Genomic DNA, 23,408 nt, shown 5'->3' with positions numbered 1-23,408 from the left:
ACGAAGCAAGGCGAGCGGCGGTGCTCGCCAGTGTAAGTCGATAGCAGGCTATTCGATAGCCTCATAAGGAAGCCCGACGTAATTTTCTGCAATGGTTTTTCGACCGGCTTCGGAGTTTACGAAGTAATCCAGCTCCGACTCGCAGATGCGCTGGCTGAAGGCGTCGTGATCATCGAAGCGGTGCAGCATCGAGGTCATCCACCAGGAAAACCGTTCGGCTTTCCAGACCCGGCGCAGGCAGATTTCAGAATACTTCTCCAGTAAGTCCAGTCGCCCCTCGTTGTACACCTTCTGCAAAATAGTGAACAAGGTGCTGACGTCGCTGGCCGCCAGGTTCAGGCCTTTGGCGCCGGTGGGCGGGACGATGTGCGCCGCGTCGCCGACCAGGAACATCCGCCCGTACTGCATCGGTTCGACCACGAAACTGCGCAGCGGCGCGATGCTCTTTTCGATGGACGGCCCGGTCACAAGGGTGTCGGCCAGCGCCGCAGGCAGACGCGACTTGAGTTCATCCCAGAATCGCTGGTCCGGCCAATCCTCGACCTTCTCGTCCGCCGGCACCTGGAGGTAATAACGCGTGCGGGTTGCCGAGCGCATGCTGCACAGGGCAAAACCGCGCGCGTGGCGGGCGTACACCAACTCGTCGTGGACCGGCGGCGTATCGGCGAGAATCCCGAGCCAGCCGAACGGATAGACCCGCTCGAAAACCTTCAGGCACTCGGCAGGAATCGACTGCCGCGCCACGCCATGGAAACCGTCGCACCCGGCGATGTAGTCGCAATCGAGGCGCCAGGTCTCGCCATCCTTCTCAAACGTCACGAACGGCTCTTCGGTTTTCATCCCGTGCGGTTCGACGTTGCCGGCTTCATAAATCGTCTGCGCGCCAGCCTCCCGACGAGCGGCCATCAGGTCGCGGGTGACTTCGGTCTGGCCATAGATCATTACGGTTTTGCCACCGGTCAGGGCTTGCAGATCGATGTGCACCTGGCGGCCGTCGAGGGCCAGTTCGAAACCACCATGGACCAGCCCTTCGGCGTCCATGCGCTGACCCACTCCGGCCTGACGCAACAGCTCTACCATGCCTTGTTCGAGGACACCGGCGCGGATTCGGCCGAGCACATAGTCGGGGGTCTGGCGTTCGAGGATCAGGGTGTCGATTCCGGCGTTATGCAGCAATTGGCCTAGCAGCAAACCGGAGGGACCGGCGCCAATGATGGCGATTTGGGTTTTCAGTGTTTTCATTGTTTTTATGACTCGCAAGCTTCACGCGACCACGGCCGGTGAATGATTTTTATGGATCGAGTGCTTGCATTTTTCCCTTGCGGGTCTGTCAATTGAAGGTGAAAACTGAGCCGATACCTGTACATTCTGCCAATCGGTGCGATTATCGCCCGTAACCCTCTGAGGCCTGGATTGAAGTGATGAACAAGCCTGACCTGCCTTCGATTCCAGTGTTCAAGCTCTACGGTGAAAGCCTGGACTGGCCGACCCCTGACTTGTTGCACTGTGAAACCATTTCCAAACGCAGCCGCGAACACCAGTGGGAAATCAAACCCCACCGTCACGCTGATTTATGCCAGTTACTCTTCGTATTCAAAGGTCAGGCAGAGCTTGAAATCGAAGGCAAACAGACGCAACTGACTGAACCGGCGATCCTGATCCTGCCGCCGTTATCGGTGCATGGTTACCGGTTCTCCGAGGACGTCGAAGGGTTCGTCGTTACCCTGGCCGCGCCGTTGATTGCTCATCTTCAGGCGCAACTGGGCAACTCGGTGAACGCGCTGGCCCAAGCCGAAAGTTATCCGGCGGGCCAGGAAAGCGACTACCTCAACAGCCTGTTTTCAGCGCTGCAAGACGAATACACCGGCCACCAGCCCGCGCGCGAAATGCTCATGCATTCGCTGGTCAGCGTGATCATGGTGTGGGTCAGCCGTCAGGTGATTTCGCGCCGTGATGCCAGTCAGCGTCCGCAACGGGCCCGGGAATACCTCAACGGTTTTATCCAGTTGGTGGAAGAGACTTACCGCCAGCACGTCAAGGTCGAGGACCTGGCGCATCGGCTGGGGATTTCTGTCTCTCACCTCAACGGCACCTGCCGCGAGCTGGCGGGGCAGCCGGCGTTGCAGATCATGCACGAGCGCCAGTTGCTGGAAGCCAAGCGCCTGCTGACCTACACCAGCATGACCATTTACGAAATGTCTGACGTGTTGGGGTTTTCCGATCCAACCAACTTCACACGCCTGTTCCGGCGCCGGGTGGGGATCTCGCCCAAGGCTTTTCGCGACCGCTTGAAGGCCGATCAGGATAACGAGGCCTGAGCGCCTTCGTTACCGAAGGGCGTTGAGGGTCGCGTTGTGGGGAATGCAGCGCTCGAAGTTACAACTCGCGTAGTCACGGGGCAGTTGTCGCAACTGCTCGACACGCCAGGCGGCGGTGCCATACAACGCCAGCGTCGCTGCGCAGGTGACGAAAATGGCGACGTATCTTCTTGTTTTGGTGTTCATGGCGTTGACCTCTGAACGAATACCCTTCGGTATTACTTTCAGCATAGGTCAGCGCGGGTGAGTTGCCAGTCACACGGTCTACGTAATTACCCCGCCATTCAGAACACTGATACCCCTGTGGGAGGGTGTCGAGCGCATAGTCAGCGGTATCCCCAATCGAACTGTGGGAGCGGGCTTGCTCGCGAAAGCGGTGGGTCAGTCGGCATCAATGTTGGCTGACACACAGCATTCGCGAGCAAGCCCGCTCCCACATTTGATTCGGTTACAGGCCGATATCCCATGTTGGTTCTTCGGGAAACCTGAGCACCAGAAAATCCAGCATGCTGCGCAGCGCCGCCGGCATGTGCTTGCGTGAGGCGTACACCGCGTACACGCTCATCTGCCGTGGCTCGGCGTGGGGCAGCAGGCGAATCAGCTCGCCGCTGTGGATATGCACACCCGCCTGATAACTGGGCAGCATCGCCACGCCCGCACCGGCCATGGTTGCGCGCAGCAAGGTGCTGGCTTCATTGGCGCTGATGTTGCCCTGCACCGGCACCGACACCGGTTCGCCGTCCTCCTCGAAATGCCACAGGCTTTTGCCGAAATAGGAGTGGGTCAGGCAGTTGTGCTGGCTCAAGTCCTCGACCCGTTGCGGCGTCGGGTGTTCGCTCAAGTAGGCGGGGGAGGCGCAGATCACCGAGCGGCAGACCGTCAGCCGCCGGGCGATCAGGTTCGGGTCCAGGTCGTTGCTGGTGCGAATCGCCAGGTCGATGCGTTCATCCACCAGATTCACCGTGCGGTCGAGCATCTGCATGTCGATGCTGACACCGGGGTAACGTTTGACGTACGCGGCCACTGCATCCGCCAGTTGCGCCTGGCCGAACGAAGTGCTGACACTGATGCGCAACAGGCCACGTGGCGCCTCATCCGGCTCGCTGACCGCTGCTTGCATGTCGGTGGACAGGTCGAGCATCTGCCGACAGCGAGGCAGGATTTCACTGCCTGCAGCCGTCAGGCTCAATTTGCGCGTGGTGCGGTGCATCAGGCGCGCACCCACCCAATCCTCCAGCTCGGCCAGATAACGCGAAACCACCGGCCGTGACAGGTCCAGATGATCGGCGGCGGCCGACTGGCTGCCGAGGTCGACCACTGAGACGAACACTCGCATTGCTTGTAGACGATCCATGATTTGCCCGCTTTCAGAAACAAACTATGTTCAAACATCGCATTTTTTGTACTGAGTCATGCAACTAAGCTCTGTCCCCATCGCCAGACACGGCATTCGGACAACGGAGCAACAGATGATCGGCTTCACCTTTCTCAAGCGCATTTTGCTGGCCACCGCCACACTCGGCTTCGCGGCCCACGCTGCTGCGGCATCGACCCTGACCCTGGACGTGTACAACCCGGGCGACAAGGCGATCTTCCCGGTGACCTCGGTTCTGGTCAGCGGCGAGAAAGAAGCGATTCTGGTCGACGCGCAATTCGGCAAATCCCAGGCCGAACAGGTGGTCGAGAAAATCCGCGCCAGCGGCAAGCAACTGACCACCATCTACATCAGCCACGGTGACCCGGATTACTACTTCGGCCTCGACACCCTGACCGCCGCGTTCCCGAACGCCAAAGTGCTGGCCTCGCAGCCAACCGTTGATCACATCAAGCACACCGTTGACGGCAAACTGGCGTTCTGGGGCCCGAAAATGGGCGCCGACGTGCCGGCCAAAACCATTGTGCCCGGCGTACTCAAGGGCGACAGCCTGATGCTCGAAGGGCAGAAGTTGCAGGTGGTGGGCCTGGACGGCAAACAGCCGGACCGGACCTTTGTGTGGATCCCGTCGCTCAAGGCCGTGGTCGGTGGGGTGGTCGTGGCAGAAAACATCCACGTGTGGATGGCTGACACGCAAACCGCGCAATCCCACACCGATTGGCTGGCTACGCTGCACGCCATCGAAACCCTGAAACCGAAAACCATCGTGCCGGGGCATTACCTGGGGCAGAGCGCCCGTTCGTTGGCCGCCGTGCAGTTCACCGCCGATTACATCAAGGCCTTCGACGAAGAAACCGCCAAGGCCAAAGACTCCGCCGCGCTGATCGCCGCGATGAAAAAGCGCTTCCCGACCCTGGGCGAAGAGAGCTCGCTGGAGCTGAGTGCGAAAGTCGCCAAGGGCGAGATGAAGTGGGGTGAATGAGTTTATGTGGCGGGGGGATTAGCTGTGGCGAGGGAGCTTGCTCCCGCTGGACCGGGCTGGCGCTCCAGTGCGAAGCGCTCCCCTGGAGTGTGTCAGCCACAGGGCATTCTCAGGTTTACGACTGCTGCGCAGCCGAACGGGAGCAAGCTCCCTCGCCACAGGATTGCGTGATCGCACTCGCTGCAAACGTCAGATATACCCAAGCCAACTGGAGAACGTCATGAGCAAAATCGCAATCATCGGTGCCACCGGCCGTGCCGGCAGCCAATTGCTGGAAGAAGCCCTGCGTCGAGGTCATAGCGTCACGGCCATTGCCCGCGACACCTCGAAGATCGGCCCGCGTGCCGGTGTGGTTACCAGGAACGTCGATGCCCTTGATGCTGAGGCGTTGCAAGCCGCCGTCGAAGGCCATGACGTGGTCATCAGCGCGGCGCACTTCGCGACCCTTCCGGCCAGCGCCGTGGTCGGGCCGGTGAAAAAGGCCGGGGTGAAGCGTCTCCTGGTGGTGGGCGGTGCGGGTTCGTTGTTGTTGCCGGACGGCATTCGCGTCATCGACAGCAAGGGCTTTCCGGAGGAGTACAAGGCAGAGGCGAGCGCCGGGGCTAAGTTTCTTGGGAACCTGCGTCAGGAAAAGGATCTGGACTGGACCTTCCTGTCACCGTCGGCGGAGTTTGTCGAAGGTGAACGCACGGGGGCGTTTCGGGTGGGCAAGGACGATTTGCTGGTGAGCGGTGCAGGGCGCAGCTGGATCACGTTTGCCGATTACGCGATTGCGCTGATCGATGAAGTGGAAGCGCCGAAGCATTCGCGTCAGCGGTTCACTGTCGGGTATTGATAGCGCGGCTGAAACCATTCGCGAGCAAGCCCGCTCCCACATTGGAATGCATTCTCCTGTGGGAGCGGGCTTGCTCGCGAAGCTTTTCAGCTTTTCAGCTTTTCAGCGACTCTGAGCCTGCTCCACCAACCACCCCAACAACTCGCGCAATTTCGGCGAAGGTCCGGGTTTTTCCGGGAACACCAGGTAATACGCCAACCCCGTCTTCACCTTCAATTCAAACGGCATGACCAGCCGCCCGGCGCTCAGGTCATCGCCAATCAACGACCAATCCCCGATCGCCACGCCTGTGCCCTGGGACGCCATCGACATCGCCAGGTCCAGGGTTTCGAAATGCTGACCCTTGCCGACATTGCTCAAGCGCACATCGGCGCTGGCCAGCCAGGCTTTCCAATCGCGTTCGTCGCGGGTCGGATGCAACAGCATGTGTTGTTCCAGATCTTCCGGCGCCTGCAACGGCACCGGCCCTTCGAGGTACGGTCGGGAGCAGACCGGCGTCAGTTGCTCATCGAACAGCCGATGGGACGCCAGTGACGTCTCCGGCGGTACGCCATAGATCACCGCCGCATCGAACTGTTCACGATGAAAATCCACGCCGTGTTTCACCGTGGTGGTCAATTCCACGGGCACATCCGGGCGCTCCCTTTGCCACTGCACCAGGCGCGGCAGCAGCCAGCGCATCACGCATGTCGGGGCCTTGAGTTGCAGGGTTTCGCGCTTCTCGCCGATCTGTTCGACCGCCTCGTCGATCAAGCCGAAAATCTGCTGGATCCGTGGCAGCCATTCGCGTCCTTCGACGGTCAAGTCCAGGCCGCGGGCCTGACGGATAAACAGTTCATAACCCAAATGTTCTTCCAGCCCGGCGATCTGCCGACTCACCGCGCCCTGGGTGATGTACAGCTGTTCGGCGGCCCGGGTGAAGTTGCAGCACTGCGCGGTGATCAGAAAAGTGTGCAGTGCCGGCAGGGGAGGCAATCGTTTCATTGGGATCCAAGGTATGACGTGAGGACATGGCTAGTATGATTTTTTATCCATTGTTGCGGCTACGTGTCGCCCGTTCCAATGAGGCCATCCCTGGACCTGCCCACGCATCATAAACACTGCGCAGGCCCGGCGTCTCAAACGAACAAAAAGGGCAATGACATGGCGACGTGCGGCGAAGTATTGGTCAAGTTACTCGAAGATTACGGGGTCGAGCAGGTGTTCGGCATTCCCGGGGTTCATACCGTGGAGCTGTATCGCGGGCTGGCCCGTTCGAGTATCAACCACGTCACGCCGCGTCACGAACAGGGCGCCGGTTTCATGGCCGACGGTTATGCACGCACTAGCGGCAAACCGGGTGTGTGCTTTATCATCACCGGCCCAGGCATGACCAACATCACCACCGCCATGGGCCAGGCCTACGCCGACTCGATCCCGATGCTGGTGATCTCCAGCGTGCAATCGCGCAACCAGTTGGGCGGCGGTCGCGGCAAGCTCCACGAGCTGCCGAACCAGAGTGCATTGGTCGGCGGCGTGGCGGCGTTCTCCCACACCCTGATGTCGGCGGCGGAATTGCCGGGCGTGCTGGCGCGTGCGTTTGCACTGTTCCAGGCCGGTCGTCCGCGTCCGGTGCACATCGAAATTCCGTTGGACGTGCTGGTTGAAGAGGCCGACGACCTGCTCGCCAGTCTCCCGGTGAACATCGACCGCGCCGGTGCCTCGCCAAGCGCCATCAGCCGCATGACCGCGCTGCTGGCCGGCGCCAAGCGTCCACTGATTCTCGCCGGTGGCGGTGCCATCGATGCGGCCGCCGAGTTGACCGAGTTGGCCGAACTGCTGGACGCGCCGGTGGCCCTGACCATCAATGCCAAAGGCATGCTCGAATCCAGCCACCCGTTGCTGATCGGTTCGACCCAGAGCCTGGTTGCGACCCGTGCCCTGGTGGCCGAGGCCGACGTGATATTGGCCATCGGCACCGAACTGGCCGAGACCGATTACGACGTCACGTTTGCCGGCGGTTTCGAGATCCCCGGCGTGCTGCTGCGCGTGGACATCGACCCCGACCAGACCGTGCGTAATTACCCGCCGAAAGTCGCCCTGGTCGCGGACTCGCGCAACGCCGCTCAAGCCCTGCTGGGCGAACTGTCCAAACACTCGCTGGCCGAGCGTCGCAACGATTGGGGTCAGGTCCGTGCCGCACGTTTACGCGAAGACCTCGCCGCGACCTGGGACGCCCCGACCCTGGCCCAGACCCGCTTCCTCGAAACCGTGCTGCACGAATTGCCGGACGCTGTGTTCGTCGGCGATTCGACCCAACCGGTGTACACCGGCAACCTGACGTTCAACCCGGAACGCCCGCGTCGCTGGTTCAACTCGTCCACCGGTTACGGCACTCTCGGTTACGCCTTGCCGGCGTCAATCGGCGCCTGGCTCGGTGGCAGCCTTGAAAACGGTGCGCGTCCTCCGGTGGTGTGCCTGATCGGTGACGGTGGCCTGCAATTCACCCTGCCGGAACTGGCCAGCGCGGTAGAAGCGCGCACCCCGGTCATCGTGCTGCTCTGGAATAACCAGGGCTACGAAGAGATCAAGAAATACATGGTCAACCGCGCCATCGAGCCGGTCGGCGTGGACATCTACACCCCGGACTTCATCGGCGTGGCCAAGGCGCTGGGCTGTGCGGCCGAAGCGGTCAATGGTGTCGAGCAGCTGCGCAGTGCACTGCGTACTGCCGCTGATCGTCAGGGCCCGACCCTGATTGAAATCGATCAGACGTCGTGGATGAAGGCGGTGTCGAAATGAGTTTTCCAACGACCCTGGACGGTCTGTACATCGACGGCCGATGGTCCGCCGGCAACGAACATCTGCGCGTGATCAACCCGGCCACCGAAGCCCTGTTGACCACCGTGAATGGCGGCGATGAGCAGTCTGTCAATCAAGCCGTCACTGCCGCGACTGACGCCTTCAAGGAATGGTCGAAAACCACCGGCGCCGAGCGCGGCGCGATCCTGCGCAGAATCGCCGCTGGCGTGCAGGCCGGACGCGATCACTTGATGAAATTGCAGTCGAGCAACAACGGCAAGCCGCTGTTCGAAGCCTCTATCGACGTCGATGACGTGATCGCCACATTCGAGTATTACGCCGGTTTGGCCGAAGGCCTCGATGCCAAACAAGACAGCAATGTCGAGCTGCCCACCGACGATTTCAGCGCCCGTGTGCGCCGTGAACCGTGCGGCGTGGTCGGCCTGATCGTGCCGTGGAATTTCCCGATGGTTACCACCGCCTGGAAACTCGCCCCGGCGTTGGCCGCCGGTTGCTGCGTGGTGCTCAAACCGTCCGAAGTCACTCCGCTGCCCGAGCTGGAACTGGCGGCGATCATCGCTGAGGCCGGCTTGCCGGCCGGTGTGTTCAACCTGGTTTGCGGTACTGGTCTGGCTGTTGGTGCGCCTTTGTCGGCCGACCCGCGCATTGCCAAAATCTCCTTCACCGGCAGCAACGCGGTCGGTGTGCAGGTGATGCAACGCGCGGCGGAAACCGTGAAAGGCGTGAGCCTGGAACTGGGCGGCAAATCTTCGCTGCTAGTGCTCGCCGATGCTGACATCGAACTGGCGGTGGAAGTGGCCTGTGGCGGCGGCTTCTTCAACGCCGGCCAGATGTGCTCCGCCACCAGCCGCGTGCTGGTCGCTGATGAACTGGCCGATGAGTTTTTATCGAAACTGAAAACTCGCGCCGAAGCCATTCGCGTGGCCGACCCGTTCGACCCGAACGTTGAAATGGGTGCGCTGGTCAATCAGGCGCAATACCAGCGTGTGCTCGGTCACATTGATCGTGGTCTGAGTGCCGGCGCCAAGCTGATTTGCGGCGGCAACCGTCCCGCAGACCTGTCCCGCGGCTATTTTTTACAGCCGACGATTTTCACTGAAGTGCCCCTCGACAGTGCGTTGTGGTGTGAAGAGATTTTCGGGCCAGTGATCTGCGTGCGCAGTTTCGCCTCTGAAGCCGAGGCGATTGCCCTGGCCAACGACAGCCAGTTCGGCCTGGTGGCCAGCGTGGTCACCCGTGACGCCGAAGCGGCGGACCGGGTCGCCAACGCCCTGCAGGCGGGGCTGGTGTGGATCAACGCGCCGCAAGTGATCTTCCCGCAGACGGCCTGGGGTGGCTACAAACAGAGCAGCATCGGCCGCGAATTGGGGCCGTGGGGCTTGCAGGCTTTCCAGGAAATCAAACACGTGATTCGCGCCGTCTGACGGCACGAAAAAGGTCAGCGCATGCCTCGTATGGAGGCATGCGCTGGTGTCATGGCTTCGATGAGTTTTTATCGATAGTCAGGTGTTTTGCACGACCTCAGGATGAACTCACTGGTTCAGCCAAACCCCCGAAAATACGAGGGATAACGCTGAACCGGCCGCGCGGATGCAACAGTTTCGACCTGCCTTATACCTACAAAAACAAAGGGAGTCCGTAATGGGCGAGCATGATCTAAACAGACGTCAATTCATCAAAACCGTGGGCGTGGCTTCGGTTGCAGCGGCGGCCATGAGTTTGCCCTTCGTCAAGGCCAATGCCAGCGACACACGCTTCCAGGGCAAAACCCTGCGCCTGCTGACCTGGTCCGACGACACCGGCCTCGCTGCACTGCGTAACATCGCGGCCACCTTCGAAGACAAATACGGCTGCAAGGTCATCGCTGACCGCACCGGCAGCACCTCGGAAATGGTCGCCAAACTCAAGGCCGGCGGTGATCGTCCGCAGTACGACATCATCACCCTGGCCGGCGTCGGCGCCGAAGGCCTGGCCGCGGCCAACCTGTTGGAAAAACCCGACCTCAACCGCATTCCCAACCTGGTCGATGTTCCGGAGAAATACCGTACCGGCGCCAACGGTCACGGCATCGGTTACCTGCTGTGGTGCAACAGCCTCGTCTACAGCACCCGCACCATCAAGGAAGCGCCGGACAGTTACGCAGCCCTGTGGGACGCCGAGCTGTCGCCGAACATCTTCCTGCCGCCGCCGAACTGGACCGAAGCGATGGACCTGATCATCATCGCCGCCAAACTGGCCGGGGGTGACGAGCACAACATCGAGCCGGGCTTCAAGAAACTCGCCGAGCTGAAAGATCGTGTGGTGACCCTGGGTGAAAACCCGAACCAGATCGCCGAACTGTTCCGCACCGGCTCCCTGGACATGGGCGGCCTGTACGCGCCGGCATTCTTCCCGAAACAGATCCGTGATCCGGCCTACGGCCTGGGCGCTACGTTCGGGATGAAGGAAGGTTTCTACACCGACCTGATGCTCTCGGTCATGCCGAAGAACCGTCCCGGCGATACCGACCTGACGTACGCCTTCATCAACCACTCTCTGGACCCGCTGGTGCAGGGCAAGATGGCCGAGGACATCTACAACGGCCCGGTCAACGCCAAGGCGATCATCTCCGCCGAAGCGCGCAAGAGCCCGTACATCCTCACGCCGGAGCAGATTGCCGAGAAGGCGATCATGCACGACAACGCCTTCCTGGCCACCGTGCATGACCAATGGATTCGTCGTTACACGGAAATCTTTTCTTCCTGATTTCTGCGGTTTGAAGATCCATTGTGGCGAGGGAGCTTGCTCCCGCTTGGCTGCGTAGCAGCCACAAAACCGAACACCTCTTTCTGTCTGAACGAGTGCGGTTATTCATTGGGGCCGCTTCGCGGCCCAGCGGGAGCAAGCTCCCTCGCCACAGGTTTTGCCGAATCTCAGTCTTGCTGCTTTCCATTGACGAGACCTTTGCTATGGAACACCAACCTCTGACTCATCCGGTCGCCGCCGTTCCCGCGCGCGCAAATCGGGGTGTTTCGCCGACGGCGCGTGCGTGGTTTTTCCTCTCGCCGTCGATGCTGTTTCTGGGCGTGTTGATTGCCGCCAGCCTGCTGGTGCTGCGCATGAGCGTGGGCACCAAAGGCGCAGAGTGGACCGGGTTCAGCCTGGCCAGTTATGCCCAATTGCTCGAACCCTATTACCTCAAATCCTTGCTGCTGACCCTGCGCCTGGCACTGATCAGCGCGGTGATCGCGGTGGTGCTGGCGATCCCGGTGGCCTACACCATGTCGCGGCTGACCTCACCGTTTGTGCGCCGGATCTTCCTCGCCGCGGTGTTGCTGCCGTTGCTGGTCAATCTGCTGCTGCAAAGCTATGGCTGGCTGGTGATTCTCGGCCCTGGCGGCATGCTCAATCAGGCGCTGCTGGGCCTGGGCCTGATCAAGCGACCGATCATGCTGCTCTACAACCAGAACGGCGTGTTGATGGGCCTGGTGCAAACCGCGTTCCCGTTGGCCGTGCTGCCGATTGCCAGCGCCATGCGCGGCGTCGCCCGCACTTACGAAGAAGCCGCCGCCACCCTGGGGGCGAGTCGCTTCCAGGTGTTCCGTCAGGTGGTGCTGCCAATGAGCATGCCGGGGATCATCACCGGGGCGACGTTGGTGTTCGCCTACAACGCTAGCAGCTTCGTGGTGCCTTTGCTGCTTGGTGGCCGACGCGTGCCGATGCTGGCCGTGATGGTCCATGACCAGATCGCCCCGCTGATGAACTGGCCTGCCGCCTCCGCTGCCGGTGTGGTGCTGATTGTCACCACGCTGGCGATCATGACCTTGTCCGAATTCATCACTGGCCGTCGTCGGCGCATGCTGGAGGCTTCGCAATGAGCACGTTGACCAAGAAACGTTATGGGCTGCTGCCCGGCGAAACCGGCAAGTTTGCCGGCATCCTGTCGGGCTTCATCCTGCTGCTGGCGGTGTTGCCGATCCTGACCATGATCGTGATGTCGTTCAGCGGTGCGTCGAACCTCGACTTCCCGCCGAGCAGCTACAGCCTGCAATGGTACAAGGCCGCCTGGAACACCTTTGTGTCGCCGGATTCCAGCGATGTGCTGAGCCTGGGCCAAGCCATGACCACCAGCCTGATGGTGGCGTGCCTGACCATGGTGTTTGCAACCATTGTCGCGGTGCCGGCGGCTTACGCACTGACCCGTTGCGAGTTCCGCGGCAAGGCTGTGGCGCTGCAACTGATGTCGCTGCCATTGGTGTTTCCAATGGTGGTGTTGGGCCTGGCGTTATTGCTGGTGTTTGACAGCCTGCCATTTCACATCACTACGTCGCGGCTGGTGATTGCCCACGTGATCCTGGCCCTGCCGTTCGTGGTCAAGAACTGCACGGCGGCGATGCTCTCCATCGGCAGCGAAGTCGAAGAGGCCGCGCAAATGCTCGGCGCCTCACCGCTGCGGGCGATTATCGATGTGGTGGTGCCGTTGATGAAGTCGGGGATTCTGGCGGGCATGCTACTGGCGTTCATCGTCTCGTTCAACGAATTCACCGTGACCTATTTCCTCTACACCATCGACGTGATGACCGTGCCGATCTGGATGTACAGCCGCACCGTGTCTTCGCTCGACCCCACCGTATTTTCGTTTGCCGTGCTGATCGTGCTGATCGACTTCGTCCTGATCTGGGCGTTGGAGAAGCTGGTCGGTGAAGGTGGCGTTTCGTTCTGATTTCTTGAGGTGCAACATGACTGGTCTGATTCTGGAAAACGTCGAGAAATATTACGGCTCGGCCTGCGCGGTAAAGGATGTAAACCTGCATTTGCCGGAAGGCAAACTGGTGTGTTTCCTCGGCCCGTCGGGCTGCGGCAAAACCACCCTGCTGCGGATGATCGCCGGGCTTGAAACCCTGAGTGGCGGCGAGATTCGCCTGGACGGTGAAGACATCGGCCACACGCCTGCGCATCAGCGCAACTTCGGCATGGTGTTCCAATCCCTGGCGCTGTTCCCGCACATGACGGTGGGGGAGAACATCGCCTATCCGCTGAAACTGCGCGGGGTCAGCAAAGCTGATCAGCAGGCGCGAGTGGTGGAATTGCTCGAGCTGATTCAACTGAGCGAGATGATTGATCGCCCGGTGGCCAAACTCTCCGGCGGTCAACGTCAGCGCGTGGCGATTGCCCGGGCGATTGCCTCGCGGCCGAAAATCCTGCTGCTGGATGAGCCACTGTCGGCACTCGACGCCAAGTTGCGCGAATCGATGCAGGTGGAAATCCGCCAGCTGCAACAACGCTTGAACATCACCACGATCATGGTGACCCACGACCAGCGCGAAGCCATGACCATGGCCGATATCGTGGTGGTGCTGGGTGAGCATCGGGTGCAGCAGGTGGGTTCGCCGATTGAAATCTACCGGCACCCGGCCAACGAATTTGTGGCGGACTTTATCGGCTCGGGCAACATCTTCCCGGCCACGGCGCTGGGCAACGGCAAGGTTGGATTGCCGGGTGGCGATGCGCTGGAAGTGCCGATCTGCAGCAGCATTGTGGTCGGTGAGAAGGTGAAGATGCTGATTCGCCCTGAGGACCTGCAACTGTCGCATCCGCAGGCGACGGCGGGTAATCGGTTGCTGGGCAAGGTGACGTTTGTGCGGGATATCGGCGCGACGATTGAAACCACCGTGGAGTGTTCGGGTGTGTCGTTTACCGCGCTTAGCACGCCGTGTCAGGGGTTTGGGTTGAGCATTGGCAATCCGGTGTCGGTGACGTTGCCGGCCGAGGCTTGCCGCGTACTCGGCGCCTGACTCTAGAGGTGTGTTGACTGGACTGGCCTCTTCGCGAGCAAGCCCGCTCCCACATTGGATCTGTGTCGTTCACAAATCCCCTGTGGGAGCGGGCTTGCTCGCGAAAGGGCCAGTAGCCTCACCACAAAAATCAGATCAGACGGACAACCGCAACCGCGCCAAATCCCTTAACGGCGGCGCCCCGAACAACCGGCTGTACTCCCGGCTGAATTGCGACGGGCTTTCATACCCCACTCGATACCCGGCCGCCGACGCTTCCAGCCCTTCGGCCAGCATCAACCGCCGCGCTTCCTGCAAGCGCAGTTGCTTCTGATACTGCAACGGGCTCATCGCCGTCATCGCCTTGAACCGGTGATGCAACGTCGACACGCTCAGGTTCACTTCCTTCGCCAGATCATCGATACGCAGCGGTTGCTCATAGTTGCCGTTCAGCCACTTGATCGCCTGACTGATGCGGTGGCTCTGGCTATTGGCAATCGCAATCTCATACAGCCGATGCCCCTGCTGACTGCGCAATAACCGATAAAGAATCTCCCGGCGAATCAGCGGCGCGAGCATGGCGATGTCTTTCGGGGTATCGAGCAAACGCGCCAGACGCAACACCGCGTCGAGCATCGCCGTATCAATCCGTTCGACATACAGGCCGCGGCCGGTGGGGCGGGTCGGTACGCCCAAAGGGCCGGCGTCGGCAATCAGCGCGGTGATTTCGGCCGGATCAATATCCAGTCGCACCGCGAGGATCGGTTCTTCAGACGTGACATTCACGACGCGCCCGCTCAGTGGCATCGAGACCGACACCACCAGGTAATTCAGCGGATCGTAATTGAAGTATTCATCGGCCAGCCTGACCTCTTTGCGGCCCTGGGCCATGATGCACAACGCCGGTTGCGCCAGCACCGGAGCAAAGTCATGGGACTTACCGTGACGCGACATGAACAGCGAGCCGACCGCTGTGGCATAAGTGCCATCGTCCGTTGTGTTGCGACGGATGATCGTGGCCAGTTCTGCGCGCTGTTTCTCCATGTCGGCATCCAGCGGGGCTTGAAAGTGATCGAACGACGACATGCCGGGCATCCTCGCTGAGGTGTTGGTAATGGGGCGAGCTTAAGTTTGTGCAAGACGCAGCGGTAGACACATCCTGCCTCAAGCTTGCCTGATTCTGCATGGAGTGGATCAGCGGTGCCTCTATGGCTGCACCTGCCAAGGGAAACTTGCTTGAAAGCCTTGTTTCAAAGGTACGAACATTTTTTACAGGTTGTTACAGGTATATCGGAACGCCGCGCAGGATTGTGCAAAAAGCCGGCAGGAATCGACTAACCGCACTTCCCCCTGCGCGCTTAACCTTTGATCCTGTCGCAGCCCGTCCCCCGGCTGCCACTCGACTCCCTGGGAGGGTTGAACATGTCTACGCAGATCCCCGTCAGTCATATGGCGTTTGTCCGTGCCCGCGCCGGGCGTTCGGCGGAGCTCGGTGCGCGCCTGAGCGCCTTGATCGAGCCGTCCCGCAGCGCGCCGGGTTGTCTGAGTTTTTCCCTGCAGCATTCGCAATGTGATCCAGAGTTGTGGCTGGTGTCCGGTTTCTGGACGCACCAGCAAGCGATGACGGCCTATTTCAGCACGCCCGCGATGGAGATTTTCGCCGAGCTGGTGCAGGAGATGGTGGTTAACAGCCTGGATTTTCATACCTTCAAGGACGTGTCGGCCGACCAGGCGCGGGGGCAGTCCCGGTCGTGGGTACACAAAATGGCGGGTTGAGGGTTTAATGGCTCCATTCTCAATCAGCCAGGATCCGCGACATGGCACGTAAAGCCTTTGATCATTTCGAAGCTGTTTCCGCTGTAGTACCGGGCGAGGGGGGTTACCACGCCGCTATCGCCGTCAAAGCCATCGGTGGCACCGGAGCGCCACGTTTTCACAAAGTACTTGAAGGGCAAATCTTCAAGACTGCCAACGAGGCTGATCTGGCCGCCGCCAAAGAGCTGACCCGCCTCAAAGACGTCAAAGAAGACGCCGACCTGCTCTGGTAATCACTTGACCGCCCCCGGGCGGAACATCTTGAACAATGCCTCTGGCCCCAGCTGAAAGTAATCCGCTGGCCCGCCGCCGCGCAGAATCGGTTCTGCCGCGGCGGTGTCGTACACCCCGTCTTTCAACAGCCACCTGGCGATATGCACGGCGACCACTTCGCCCAGTATCAGCCAGCTCGGCACCACGTTCCCGTCCGCCCGCTGCAATTGAATGATCTGCGTGACCTTGCACTCGAAGGACACCGGGCTTTCGGCGACCCGTGGCACCTGAATGATTTTCGAGGCGACCGGGGTCAGGCCAGACAGCTCGAACTCGTTGACCTCGGGCGGGACCATGGCGCAGCTCTGATTCATCTGCTCGGCCAGTGGCCGGGTGGCCAGGTTCCAGGCAAATTCGCCGGTCTGCTCGATGTTGTTCAGGCTGTCTTTACGGCCGACGCTGGAAAACCCGATGATCGGCGGAATGTAGTTGAAGGCGTTGAAGAAGCTGTAAGGCGCCAGGTTCAAGCGGCCATTGGCATCCTGGGAGGAAATCCAGCCGATGGGGCGCGGGCCGACGATGGCGTTAAACGGGTCATGCGGCAGGCCGTGGCCGTTGGCGGGTTCGTAGAAGTGGATGTCGTCGGGCATGTAAACAATTCCTGGGCTGCATTCGGGATGCGCCAATAGTGCAAGGACGACCACGTTATTTCCAGCGACACGCCACTGTAGGAGCGAGGCTTGTCCGCGAAGGCGATTTCAGATTCAGCATCGATGTGGCTGACACTACGCCTTCGCGGGCAAGCCTCGCTCCTACAAGGGGATGTGTAGACGCAATTAAAAAGGGGCAGACCCGCTAAGGTCTGCCCCTGTTTTTATTGCGCGGGCTGACTCAGTCCGTTTCGATCCGCGAATGTTTGCGGGTGTCTTTCATGGTGATGTACACCAGCAACGACACGGCAATACACGCCGTCACGTACCAGTAGTAACCGGTTTCCATGCCGATGCTCTTGAACCACAGCGCGATGTATTCAGCGGTGCCGCCGAAGATCGACACGGTCAGCGCATACGGCAGGCCGACGCCCAGCGCACGGATTTCGGTCGGGAACAGTTCGGCTTTGACCACCGCGTTGATCGAGGTGTAGCCGCTGACGATGATCAGCGCCGCCATGATCAAGAAGAACGCGCCCCACCAGGATTGAATGGTGTGCAGGGTGGTCAGGATCGGCACGGTGAACAGCGTCCCGAGCACACCGAAGGCAATCAGGATCGGACGACGGCCAACCTTGTCCGACAAGCCGCCGATGATCGGTTGCAGGCACATGAACAGGAACAGCGTAGCGGCGGAAATCGTGGTGGAGTCGGAGATGCTCATGCCGACCGTGTTCACCAGGTATTTCTGCATGTACGTGGTGTAGGTGTAGAACGCCAGGGTGCCGCCCATGGTCAGGCCGACCACGGTCATCAGTTCCTTGGGGTGGCGCATCAAGGTGCGCATCGCGCTTTCCTTGGCCTTCTCTTTCTTGGTGAACGACTCGGTTTCTTCCATGCCACGACGCAGGTACAGCGCGACCACGGCACACAGCGCGCCGATGGCGAACGGGATGCGCCAGCCCCAGGCGTACAGTTCTTCAGTGGTCAGGGTCTGTTGCAGCACGATCAGTACGGCCAAGGCGATGAGCTGACCCGAAATCAGGGTCACGTACTGGAAGCTGGAGTAGAAGCCGCGACGGTCCTTGGTCGCCATCTCGCTAAGGTAGGTCGCCGAGGTGCCGTATTCGCCACCGACCGACAGGCCTTGCAGCAAACGGGCGAAAATCAGCAGGATCGGTGCGCCGATGCCAATGGTTTCATAACCGGGGCTCAGGGCAATCAGCAGCGAGCCGAAACACATCAGATACACCGAAGCCATCAGTGCTTTCTTGCGACCGGCCTTGTCAGCGTACAGGCCCATCAGCCAGCCACCGATCGGGCGCATCAGGAAGCCCACGGCGAAGATCGCGGCGGTGTTCAGCAGTTGGGCGGTGGTGTCGCCTTTGGGGAAAAAGGCCTTGGCGAAGTACAGGGAGAAGGCCGCGTAGACGTACCAGTCGTACCACTCGACCATGTTGCCGACAGAGCCGCTGAAGATCGACTTGATGCGACTGGCGGTGGTTCTTTCTTTGGCAGGCAAGGCAGCCGACCCGAGGGGCAGGGCGTTGGAGTTATCCATTGAAGGATCCTTCGTTTAATTGTTTTTGTGGAGCGCGTTGAAACGCAGCCTGCTTGGGCTATAGCAGGAGGTGTGCCAGATCAAGGAAGGCTGGTTTAGAGGGGTTGCGGGGATTTGGTGAGCGGAAATCCGCTTATGCTGGGTTGGGCGTGAGCGGAAAATTGCTTATCTGGGTTGTGGGTTTGTATTGTTTGTATTGGCCCCTTCGCGGGCAAGCCTCGCTCCTACAGGGTTTGCGTCGTTTGCAGTATTTTCGAGCGACACAAATACCGTAGGAGCGAGGCTTGCCCGCGAAGAGGCCCGTTCAGGCACTACAAGAACATCTCCCGGCTCAACCCATGCCGCTGCATCTTTTCATTGAAGGTCCTGCGCGGCAGTTGCAGTTCTTCAAGCACCGCTTTCACGTCACCCTTGTGCCGGGTCAGCGCCGCGCGCAGGCAATGCGCTTCGAACGCCTCCGCCTGCGCCGCCAGCGACTGGCCGGGGTCGATCCCGACCGGTTCCGGCTCGCCCAACCCCAGCACCTGACGCTCGGCAACGTTCGCCAGTTCGCGCACATTGCCCGGCCAGTCGTGGCTCAGCAGATGGCTCAACTGCGGGCCACTCAACGGTGGAAACGTGCGGCCCAGGCGCTCGGCGGCATTCTGCGCAAACGATTCGAACAACAACGGAATGTCTTCACGCCGCTCGCGCAAGGGCGGCAGGCGCAACTCAGCAACATTCAAGCGATAAGCCAGGTCCTCGCGAAAACGCCCCGCCCGTGCCTCATCCAGCAGATCAGGCTTGGTCGCGGCGATGATCCGCAAATCCACGCGAATGCTCTGATTGGAGCCCAGTCGCTCAAGCTTCTGCTCCTGCAGCACCCGCAGCAACTTCACCTGCTGGGCCAGCGGCATGCTTTCGATTTCATCGAGAAACAGCGTGCCGCCGTCCGCGTATTCAAGCTTGCCAATGCGTTTGCCCGAGGCGCCGGTAAAAGCGCCGCTCTCATGGCCGAACAATTCCGCCTCGAACAACTGCTCGGGAATCGCCGCGCAATTGAGCGCCACAAACGGCTTGTCCGCGCGCGGCCCGAAGTCGTGCAGGCAGCGGGCGACCAACTCTTTACCGCTGCCGGTTTCACCACGGATCAACACATTGACCGGCAATGCGGCCAGATCCAGCACCTGCCGGCGCAAGGTCTGCAAACCGCGTGACACGCCCAGCAGCGTCGCGTCGAGTTTTGCGCGGTTGTCGGCCAGCTCATGCAAGGCACGGTTTTCCAGCACCAGCCGGCGCTTGTCCAGCGCCCTGCGCAAACTGCTCAGCAGGGTTTCCGGGCTGAAGGGTTTTTCGAGGAAGTCATAGGCGCCATCGCGCATCGCTTCGACCGCCATCGGTACATCGCCGTGGCCGGTCAGCAGAATCACCGGCAGGTCGGCATCGCGGCGCTGAACCTCGGCCAGCAACTCCAGGCCGGTCATGCCGGGCATGCTCACGTCGCTGAGGATCACGCCCGGGAAGTGACCTGGCAACTGCGCCAGGCACTCATCGGCTCGGCTGAACAGCTGCACCTCGAAACCCGACAGGCTCAGCCATTGCTCGACGGCGCTGCGAATGCTGCTTTCGTCGTCGACCACCATCACGGAATTCAGCATGGGCCGTGGGCCTCCAGATCGATGGGTAATGTCACGGTGAACACGGCGCCGTTGGCGTGATTGTCGGCGCTCAGGCGCCCACCCGATTCGTGAACGATGGCAAACGATACCGCCAAGCCAAGGCCCAGGCCATCGCCCACCGGTTTGGTGGTGAAGAACGGGTCGAACACGTTCGGCAAGTGTTCTTCGGCGATGCCGCCTCCGTTGTCGGTGACGGTCAGGCGCCAGAGTTGCTCGTCGGCTTCGAGGCGGATTTCCAGGCGTTTGCAGGGTTTGTCCTGCATGGCATCCAGCGCATTGCGCAGCAGGTTGATCAACACCTGTTCCAGGCGAATCGCATCGCCACGGACCCACGCCGGACGCGTCAGGTGCAGCACGGTGCTGACCTGCTCATCACGCAGGCGCGCGTCGAGCAATTGCAGCGATTGGTCCACCACCGCCGCCAAATCCAGCCGTTCGCGCAAACCGCTGGGGCTTTTACGGGCAAAGGTTTTCAGGTGGCCGGTGAGGGCGGCCATGCGCGTCAGCATGTCGTCCACCGGTTTCAACGCCTTGTAGGCGTCGTCGACCCGGCCGTGATCGAGCAGCAGCCTCAGCGTAGCCAACTGCATGCGCTGGGCGGTCAGCGGCTGATTGATTTCATGGGCGAGGGCGGCGGACATCTGGCCGAGGGCCGCCAGTTTGGCCGATTGCACCAGACCGTCCTGAGCGGTGCGCAGGTCGCGGGTGCGCTCTTCCACCAGTTGTTCGAGTTCTTCACGGCTGCGCTGGCGCATTTTCGCCAGGCGCCAGCGTTGATTGAGGAACAGCAACAGAAACACCAGCGCCAGCCACAGCCCGGCAGCGGCGAGCGCGGCGTTGCGGCTGTCCTCGAAGGCGACTTGCGGGCGGCGCAGCAGGTGCAAGGTCCAGCCTTCCGTGCTCAGCGGCAGCGATTCCCACAGGTAATTGGCCGTACCGTCCGGACCGACGACCCGCGTCAGATCGCTGTTGTCGTCAAAGCGCTGCAGCGATTGATAGTCCAGCGGTGTCAGCGGTTGTTTGTCGTATTGGCGGGTGACCTTGAGCTCGGCGCGATCGCTGTCGCTCAAGGGTTTCAACAGGCGATAGCGCCAGCCCGGCTGGTTGGCGATGAAAATAATGCCGCGTGCATCGCTGACCAGCAACGTGTCGCTGCCCTGGCGCCATTCGCGCTCCAGTTCCGGAAACTCGAGCTTCACCACCATCGCCCCGAGGAACTCGCCACTGTCGCTGGTCACCGCGCTGGACAGGAAATACCCCGGAATGCCGCTGGTCACGCCCACCGCATAAAAGCGCCCGGTGCCTTGGGTACGGGTTTGGCTGAAGTAGGGGCGAAAACCGTAGTTGTGGCCGACGTAACTGCTGGGCAAACGCCAATTGCTGGCGGCCACGGCGAGGCCGGTGCGGTCGAGCAGTTCCAGGGTCGAGGACTGCGCGGCACCGTTGATTTTTTCCAGTTTGCGGTTCAGCGCGTCCTGCTGTTCGGTCGTTACCTGGCCATTGAGCGCGCCGCGCAACTCCGGGTCCAGCGCCAGCACGGCGGGCAGGGCGCGGTAGCGATCAATCAGGGTATGCAGGGAGTTGGCGTAGAGCGCCAATTGCTGATTGGCCCGCGCGGCGTCTTCGACCAACGCCTGGCGTTCGGCGTGACGCAGGGCAAAACCGGCCGCCAGTGCGGCACCGGCGAGGATAAGGAGGGTGTATAGAGTTATGCGCAAAGAGCGAGAAGACTCAAGCATGCCGGGGATTACACAAGTGTGCGGAGGGCGCGAACCATATCACGACGGTGTTGAGCATTCCCACGCTGAAATCCACCACCTTTTTGACATAGATAAATAAAGCAAATAAAAAAGGCGGCAAGAGCATAGCCCCTGTCGCCTTTTTATTTCGTCGTCGACGCGCTTACTGCACTTCGACCGCCAGGCTTTCACTGATCTTTTTCTGCCAGATGGCAGGACCGGTGATGTGTACCGACTCGCCCTTGCTATCCACCGCAACGGTCACCGGCATGTCTTTCACGTCGAACTCGTAGATCGCTTCCATGCCCAGTTCGGCGAACGCCACCACACGGGATTTCTTGATGGCTTGGGCCACCAGGTAAGCCGCGCCGCCGACTGCCATCAGGTAAACGGCTTTGTGGTCTTTGATCGCTTCGATCGCGGTCGGGCCGCGCTCGGATTTGCCGATCATGCCCAGCAGGCCAGTCTGCTCGAGGATCTGACGGGTGAACTTGTCCATGCGAGTGGCGGTGGTCGGACCGGCAGGGCCCACCACTTCTTCGCGCACCGGATCAACCGGGCCGACGTAGTAGATGAAGCGACCTTTCAGATCGACCGGCAGGGTTTCACCCTTGTTCAGCATCTCGACCATGCGCTTGTGCGCGGCATCGCGACCGGTGAGCATCTTGCCGTTGAGCAGGACGGTTTCGCCCGGCTTCCAGCTCTGCACGTCTTCCGGGGTCAGGGTGTCGAGGTTGACGCGACGAGCCGACGGGCCGGCTTCCCAGACGATTTCCGGGTAGGCGTCCAGCGGTGGCGCTTCCAGCGAGGCCGGGCCGGAACCGTCGAGCACGAAGTGCGCGTGACGGGTGGCGGCGCAGTTGGGGATCATGCACACCGGCAACGAAGCGGCGTGGGTCGGGTAATCCATGATCTTCACGTCGAGCACGGTGGTCAGGCCACCGAGGCCCTGGGCGCCGATGCCCAGTTGGTTGACCTTCTCGAACAGCTCCAGGCGCATCTCTTCGATACGGTTGGACGGGCCGCGCTTTTTCAGCTCGTGAATGTCGATGGACTCCATCAACACTTCCTTGGCCATGACGGCGGCTTTCTCGGCGGTGCCGCCGATGCCGATGCCGAGCATGCCCGGTGGGCACCAGCCGGCGCCCATTTCCGGAACGGTTTTCAGCACCCAGTCGACGATCGAGTCGGACGGGTTGAGCATGGCCATTTTCGACTTGTTCTCGGAACCGCCGCCCTTGGCCGCCACGTCCACTTCCACGGTGTTACCCGGAACGATGGAGTAGTGGATAACGGCCGGGGTGTTGTCTTTGGTGTTTTTACGAGCGCCCGCCGGGTCGGCGAGGATCGAGGCACGCAGGACGTTTTCCGGCAGGTTGTAAGCCCGGCGCACGCCTTCGTTGATCATGTCGTCCAGGCCCATGGTGGCGCCATCCCAACGCACGTCCATGCCCACGCGGACGAAGACGGTGACGATGCCGGTGTCCTGGCAGATCGGGCGGTGGCCGGTGGCACACATGCGCGAGTTGATCAGGATTTGCGCCATCGAATCGCGAGCTGCCGGCGATTCTTCGCGCAGATAGGCCTCGTGCATCGCCTGGATGAAGTCAACGGGATGGTAATAGGAAATGAACTGCAGGGCGTCGGCAACGCTCTGAATCAGGTCGTCTTGCTTGATCACGGTCATGAGTCGCGCTCCTCTAAAAG

General features: G+C 60.9%; 21 protein-coding genes. 11 read left to right on the top strand and 10 right to left on the bottom strand.

Features of this window, described 5'->3' with window-relative positions; translation table 11 throughout:
* Nucleotides 1-48: 48 nt before the first annotated feature.
* Nucleotides 49-1,233 carry a 4-hydroxybenzoate 3-monooxygenase gene (gene pobA, locus ACA051_RS23170; RefSeq protein ID WP_497310651.1) on the bottom strand — a complete coding sequence of 395 codons (1,185 nt, stop codon included), beginning with the start codon at nucleotides 1,231-1,233 and terminating at the stop codon, nucleotides 49-51.
* A 188-nt stretch (nucleotides 1,234-1,421) separates the two neighbouring features.
* Here pobA and ACA051_RS23165 point away from each other — a divergent pair, with 188 nt between their 5' ends.
* On the top strand, nucleotides 1,422-2,318 hold the full coding sequence (locus ACA051_RS23165) for a helix-turn-helix domain-containing protein (protein ID WP_497372064.1): 897 nt from the start codon (nucleotides 1,422-1,424) through the stop codon (nucleotides 2,316-2,318).
* 9 nt (nucleotides 2,319-2,327) lie between these two features.
* On the opposite strand, the gene ACA051_RS23160 is transcribed toward ACA051_RS23165, so the two are convergent.
* Together ACA051_RS23160 and ACA051_RS23155 are read right to left on the bottom strand one after the other, a co-directional pair.
* The gene (locus tag ACA051_RS23160) at nucleotides 2,328-2,504 is read right to left on the bottom strand and encodes a hypothetical protein (RefSeq protein WP_497305028.1); all 177 of its coding nucleotides are present in this window, start codon (nucleotides 2,502-2,504) and stop codon (nucleotides 2,328-2,330) included.
* A gap of 262 nt (nucleotides 2,505-2,766) precedes the next feature.
* Complete coding sequence (locus ACA051_RS23155) at nucleotides 2,767-3,672, bottom strand: LysR family transcriptional regulator (RefSeq protein ID WP_497372062.1); 906 nt, start codon at nucleotides 3,670-3,672, stop codon at nucleotides 2,767-2,769.
* Between the two features lie 115 nt (nucleotides 3,673-3,787).
* Between ACA051_RS23155 and ACA051_RS23150 the strand changes: the two genes are divergently transcribed.
* Together ACA051_RS23150 and ACA051_RS23145 are read left to right on the top strand one after the other, a co-directional pair.
* Nucleotides 3,788-4,675, top strand: a complete 888-nt coding sequence (locus ACA051_RS23150) for an MBL fold metallo-hydrolase (RefSeq protein WP_497305024.1) — start codon at nucleotides 3,788-3,790, stop codon at nucleotides 4,673-4,675.
* 220 nt (nucleotides 4,676-4,895) lie between these two features.
* Nucleotides 4,896-5,510 (top strand): NAD(P)-dependent oxidoreductase, encoded by a 615-nt coding sequence (locus ACA051_RS23145; protein WP_497372060.1) that lies wholly within the window; start codon nucleotides 4,896-4,898, stop codon nucleotides 5,508-5,510.
* 102 nt (nucleotides 5,511-5,612) lie between these two features.
* On the opposite strand, the gene ACA051_RS23140 is transcribed toward ACA051_RS23145, so the two are convergent.
* The gene (locus tag ACA051_RS23140) at nucleotides 5,613-6,494 is read right to left on the bottom strand and encodes a LysR substrate-binding domain-containing protein (RefSeq protein WP_497372058.1); all 882 of its coding nucleotides are present in this window, start codon (nucleotides 6,492-6,494) and stop codon (nucleotides 5,613-5,615) included.
* 159 nt (nucleotides 6,495-6,653) lie between these two features.
* Here ACA051_RS23140 and ACA051_RS23135 point away from each other — a divergent pair, with 159 nt between their 5' ends.
* From ACA051_RS23135 to ACA051_RS23110, 6 genes are all read left to right on the top strand, one after another.
* Nucleotides 6,654-8,291, top strand: a complete 1,638-nt coding sequence (locus ACA051_RS23135; RefSeq protein ID WP_497372056.1) for a 5-guanidino-2-oxopentanoate decarboxylase — start codon at nucleotides 6,654-6,656, stop codon at nucleotides 8,289-8,291.
* Nucleotides 8,288-9,736, top strand: a complete 1,449-nt coding sequence (locus ACA051_RS23130; protein WP_497372054.1) for an aldehyde dehydrogenase family protein — start codon at nucleotides 8,288-8,290, stop codon at nucleotides 9,734-9,736. Before ACA051_RS23135 ends, ACA051_RS23130 begins: the two co-directional genes overlap by 4 nt.
* 217 nt (nucleotides 9,737-9,953) lie before the next feature.
* Nucleotides 9,954-11,057, top strand: coding sequence for an extracellular solute-binding protein (locus tag ACA051_RS23125; protein WP_094470949.1), 1,104 nt, complete (start codon nucleotides 9,954-9,956; stop codon nucleotides 11,055-11,057).
* Between the two features lie 203 nt (nucleotides 11,058-11,260).
* A complete protein-coding gene (locus ACA051_RS23120; protein WP_497305014.1) occupies nucleotides 11,261-12,169 on the top strand; it encodes an ABC transporter permease in 909 nt (302 codons plus the stop codon).
* Nucleotides 12,166-13,014, top strand: a complete 849-nt coding sequence (locus ACA051_RS23115; protein ID WP_497305012.1) for an ABC transporter permease — start codon at nucleotides 12,166-12,168, stop codon at nucleotides 13,012-13,014. The genes ACA051_RS23120 and ACA051_RS23115 overlap by 4 nt, the downstream gene beginning before the upstream one ends.
* Before the next feature lie 16 nt (nucleotides 13,015-13,030).
* Complete coding sequence (locus ACA051_RS23110) at nucleotides 13,031-14,086, top strand: ABC transporter ATP-binding protein (RefSeq protein WP_497372052.1); 1,056 nt, start codon at nucleotides 13,031-13,033, stop codon at nucleotides 14,084-14,086.
* 135 nt (nucleotides 14,087-14,221) lie between these two features.
* Here ACA051_RS23110 and ACA051_RS23105 read toward each other — a convergent pair whose 3' ends face one another.
* Nucleotides 14,222-15,151: an AraC family transcriptional regulator gene (locus ACA051_RS23105; RefSeq protein ID WP_497305008.1), complete on the bottom strand. Its 930-nt coding sequence runs from the start codon at nucleotides 15,149-15,151 to the stop codon at nucleotides 14,222-14,224.
* Nucleotides 15,152-15,487: 336 nt separating this feature from the next.
* Here ACA051_RS23105 and ACA051_RS23100 point away from each other — a divergent pair, with 336 nt between their 5' ends.
* Both ACA051_RS23100 and ACA051_RS23095 read left to right on the top strand, forming a co-directional pair.
* Entirely contained in the window at nucleotides 15,488-15,841 is a 354-nt protein-coding gene (locus ACA051_RS23100) for a putative quinol monooxygenase (protein ID WP_497305006.1), read from the top strand.
* 41 nt (nucleotides 15,842-15,882) lie between these two features.
* Nucleotides 15,883-16,113: a hypothetical protein gene (locus ACA051_RS23095; protein ID WP_083375873.1), complete on the top strand. Its 231-nt coding sequence runs from the start codon at nucleotides 15,883-15,885 to the stop codon at nucleotides 16,111-16,113.
* Here the strand turns inward: ACA051_RS23095 and ACA051_RS23090 are convergent, their stop codons facing one another.
* The 5 genes from ACA051_RS23090 to ACA051_RS23070 form a co-directional block, all read right to left on the bottom strand.
* Nucleotides 16,114-16,743, bottom strand: a complete 630-nt coding sequence (locus ACA051_RS23090; protein WP_497372050.1) for a flavin reductase family protein — start codon at nucleotides 16,741-16,743, stop codon at nucleotides 16,114-16,116.
* Between the two features lie 241 nt (nucleotides 16,744-16,984).
* Entirely contained in the window at nucleotides 16,985-18,304 is a 1,320-nt protein-coding gene (locus ACA051_RS23085; RefSeq protein WP_497305004.1) for an MFS transporter, read from the bottom strand.
* A gap of 311 nt (nucleotides 18,305-18,615) precedes the next feature.
* The gene (locus ACA051_RS23080) at nucleotides 18,616-19,941 is read right to left on the bottom strand and encodes a sigma-54-dependent transcriptional regulator (RefSeq protein WP_497305002.1); all 1,326 of its coding nucleotides are present in this window, start codon (nucleotides 19,939-19,941) and stop codon (nucleotides 18,616-18,618) included.
* Nucleotides 19,935-21,701 (bottom strand): sensor histidine kinase, encoded by a 1,767-nt coding sequence (locus ACA051_RS23075; protein ID WP_497372048.1) that lies wholly within the window; start codon nucleotides 21,699-21,701, stop codon nucleotides 19,935-19,937. Before ACA051_RS23075 ends, ACA051_RS23080 begins: the two co-directional genes overlap by 7 nt.
* A 163-nt stretch (nucleotides 21,702-21,864) precedes the next feature.
* Entirely contained in the window at nucleotides 21,865-23,388 is a 1,524-nt protein-coding gene (locus ACA051_RS23070) for a fumarate hydratase (RefSeq protein WP_008156025.1), read from the bottom strand.
* Between the last annotated feature and the right edge of the window lie 20 nt (nucleotides 23,389-23,408).

The sequence above is a fragment of the Pseudomonas sp. LBUM1669 genome (genome assembly GCF_059695705.1).
Note: the sequence above shows the minus strand (reverse complement) of the source record. Positions and strands in the feature narration are given on the sequence as shown.